Genomic DNA, 3893 nt, shown 5'->3' on the forward strand with positions numbered 1-3893 from the left:
GGATTGGATTGCACGGTAGCGTCGGGCCATGCCTGGTGGAAGGCACAGCGCGGCGGCATCCGCCGGGCATGGCCCGGCGCTACCGGATCATTGGCGGACGACTTCAATCTCGCCATCGCTGATTTCAGCCAAAGCCTGGTAGGCCGCGTCGGCCTGCAGGTCGTCCAGGCGCATGCGACTGCCGCTGGCAACCACGGTGACCGGCACCGCATGGAAGCGCAGCGGTTCGCCTTCCACCAGCCGGTCGGCATCGCGTCCGGGGCTGACCACCCAGACCTTGCCTTCGCCGTCGGCACTGTAGACCTGGGCCTGGCCGTCAGGCTCCACGCACAGGGCCGTGTCTTCGTCGACGCCGATGCCGACCATGTCCGGGTCACCACTGTCATGCGCGGCGCGGGCCACGAACACGATCAGGCGACCGAGACGGTCGCGCTTGTCGAAGTGGGTGTCGGTGACCACCCGCTGCAGGTAGGGCAACTGCAGGAAGCCGCGGTCCAGGGTCACCGCCTCGCCCATCGGGTCGGCCATGGCGCTGGCCGAATCGATGCTGCCGCCGTCCAGCGCGCCATAGGCGTAGCCGCCGAGGATGGCCAGCCCGGCGCTGGTGCCGGCAATCGGCTTGCCGGCGCGCACGTGGGCATTCAGCGCGCGATTGAGCGCGGTGCCTTTCCAGAAGCGGATGTAGCGGGACTGATCGCCGCCGGCGATGAAGATCGCATCGGCCGCAGCCACGACCCGCAGCACGGCCGGGTCATCGGCGCCGCGGCGGTTGTCGAACACCAGGGTCTGCACGGCGGTGGTGCCGCCAATCTCCCGGTACAGACGGTCCTGCAGCTCATCGGTGCCGGAGGCGCGCAGGATCAGCACACGGCCATTGCCGGCCTGGCGCAGCCACCACTGGAAGGCTTCAGGCACCCATTCGCCACCGCCCATCAGCATCATCGCGGGCGCTCGCGGGCCAGGCCGCGGTGCATCCAGATCGCCCACTTCGTAGTAGGCGAAGCCCGGGTCCATCAGTTCCTGTGCCGCCGCTGGCCATGACCAGAAGAGCGCCGACAGCAGCAAGGCGATGAGCGGGCCACGCAGCCCGTAGCGAAGGCGTCGCATTTTGATCTCCCTGAACAAAAACGACCTGCAACCGTTTTCACTCTTTGCCAGACATATCCCCAGTAGTCAAGGACATGAAAAAGGCGTTAAATGCGCGCGCCCATTCCTGAAATGTGAATGGGGGACAGGGCCCCTCCTCTGTGGGCCGGCATTACTTCCGAGAATTTCTCATGCGTAGACAGGCGATGGCGTGGTCGATCCAGCTGGCGTTGATGGGCGTTGCTGCTTCGGCGGCGGCACAGACTCCCGCTTCCTCTTCGGTACAACAGCTGGATGCGGTGCAGGTGACCGGCTCACGCATCCCGCGCGCCCAGGTGGAAGGACCGGCGCCGATCACTGTCATCAACGCAGAGCAGATCCGCTCCAGCGGCTTCACCACCGTGCCGGACGTGCTGCGCGCGATGACCCAGAACGGCGGTGAGACGCAGAGCCAGCAGTCCTCCGGAGGGGCCGATTTCTCGCCGGGTGCGCAGCAGGTCGACCTGCGCGGGTTGGGCCCGAACCACACCCTGGTGCTGGTCAACGGCCGTCGCATCGCCGACTTCCCGATGCCGTTCAAGGGCCGCAGCAACTTCACCGATGTGTCCAACATTCCGCTGGGCATGATCGATCGCATTGAAGTGCTGACCGGCAGCGCGTCGGCGATCTACGGCTCGGATGCAATCGCCGGCGTGGTCAATTTCATCCTGAAGAAGAAGGCCGATGGCACCACCATCGACATGCGCATGGGCACCACCACCGAAGGCGGTGGTGAGTCGTTCGACATGAGTCTGGCCAGCGGCTTCAGCAGCGGCAACTTCAACGCGGTGTACAGCGTCGAACTGCAGTCGCAGACGCCGCTGTGGGCCTACGACCGCGACATCCAGGACTCGACGCAGGACGGCCCGACCGAAGGCGCGCGCATCGCCCGTCGTTCCTACCTGCGCACCGATTACAACGATGACTACCTGGACCCGGGCGCGGCGACCTGCGAGGCGTTGGCCGGGCAGAACCAGGGCAGCACCTACCGCGCGTTCCGTCCGCGCTACGGCTACTACTGCGGCAGCGACAGCTCGATCGGCTACGGCACGATCCTCAGCAAGCGCCGCGGCGCCAACGGCTATGCCTCGCTCAGCTACGACTTCGACAACGGCCAGCAGTGGTTCGCCGACGTGCAGCTGGGCTACCACACGATGTCGCTGATGCGCGATGTCACCAAGTGGGGCCGCATGGYCGCCGACGGTGATGAGTCGGGTTACTTCAACAATGAAGCCACCGGCGAGATCGAGTTCTGGCAGCGCCAGTTCTCGCCCGAGGAAATGGGCGGGCTGGACAATGCGATGGTGCGCAGCACGCAGAAGACCTTCAGCGTGACCACCGGCTTCAAGGGCAACCTGACCAGCAACTGGGACTACGAAGCAGCACTGAGCCATTCGCAGTACCAGTCGCGGATCAGCTGGGCGCAGATCATCGCATCCAAGGCCAACGACCTGTTCCTGGGCCCGCAGCTGGGCGAGGACGAGGACGGCTTCCCGATCTACAACGCCGATCCGTCGCGCCTGTACCGGCCGCTGACCCGTGCCGAGTACGATTCGATCGCCGCACGCACCACCTATACGCCGAAGTCGCGTACCGAGACGGCTGCGTTGACCCTGACCAATGGGTCGCTGTTCACCCTGCCCGGCGGCGATGCCGGCTTTGCCGCGACGGTGGAAGTGGGCCAGCAGGCCTACGCGCTCAACCCGGACCCGCTGGCGACCGGCTATTACTACTACAGCTGGAAGGATTCGGACGGCAAGGGCTCGCGCAACCGCTGGGCGACTGCCGCCGAGCTGCGCATGCCGCTGCATGAGACGGTCAACCTGAGCGTGGCCGGCCGTTACGACCAGTACCGCTATTCGGGCCACACCATCGGCAAGGCGACCTGGAGCGGCGGCCTGGAATGGCGCCCGATCGACACGCTGCTGGTGCGCGGCTCGTACGGCACCGCGTTCCGTGCGCCGGACCTGCACTATGTATTCGCCGGCCCGGGCAACGACGAGACCAGCGCGGAAGATCTGTACAACTGCCGCGCCGACGCCGCCGATGATTGCGCCGACTACGAGCGCAACGTGATCCGCAGCCGCAGTGGCAACCGCGAGCTGGAACCGGAAACCAGCACCTCCTGGAGCGCGGGCTTCGTGTGGTCGCCGGCCGCCGGCCTGGACCTGTCGGCCGACTGGTTCAACATCGACATGCGCGACCAGGTGCAGGACATGGACGTGCGTACGATCCTGGCCAGCGAAGCGAACTGCCGGCTGGGCAGCGCCGACATCGGCTCGCCGACCTGCGTGGATGCTCTGGCCCGCATCACCCGCACCGCCGACGGCCGTCTGTACGGTGTGCACGTCAATCCGATCAACGTGGCGCGCGAGTCCACCTCCGGCATCGACGTCGGCCTGCGCTACCGCCTGCAGACCGGCATCGGCGACTTCATCTTCAATGGCACCCACACCTGGGTGAAGAAGCATGACTTCCAGCGCTATGCCGGCGATGTGACCGAAGACCAGTTCGCGATCAACAGCGGCTTCGATATTCCCCGCACCAAGACCAGCGTCAGCGTGACCTGGGAAAAGGACGCCTGGTCGGCCACCGTGTACGGCTCGCGCCTGGGCAAGCTGCCGACCTCGGACAGCTACGACCAGGTGTTCGACGAGGAAAGCGGCGACAGCCCGTGGATCAAGGCGACCTACCGCTACAACGCTTCGCTGCAGTACCGCTTCGACGATCACTCGCGGTTGTCGCTGTCGGTGGTCAATGTGTTCAAC

2 protein-coding genes are annotated in these 3893 nt (G+C 65.9%); one reads left to right on the forward strand and one right to left on the reverse strand.

Annotation, left to right across the window (positions count from 1 at the left end; translation table 11 throughout):
* Positions 1–87 precede the first annotated feature (87 nt).
* Positions 88–1107, reverse strand: coding sequence for a cyanophycinase (locus AC1VAN_RS14395; RefSeq protein WP_442252029.1), 1020 nt, complete (start codon positions 1105–1107; stop codon positions 88–90).
* 170 nt (positions 1108–1277) lie between these two features.
* On the opposite strand from AC1VAN_RS14395, the gene AC1VAN_RS14400 reads away from it, so the two are divergent.
* On the forward strand, positions 1278–3893 hold a 2616-nt coding region (locus AC1VAN_RS14400; protein WP_480986046.1), incomplete at its 3' end, for a TonB-dependent receptor plug domain-containing protein.

This window comes from Stenotrophomonas sp. 05L44_2, from assembly GCF_056665995.1.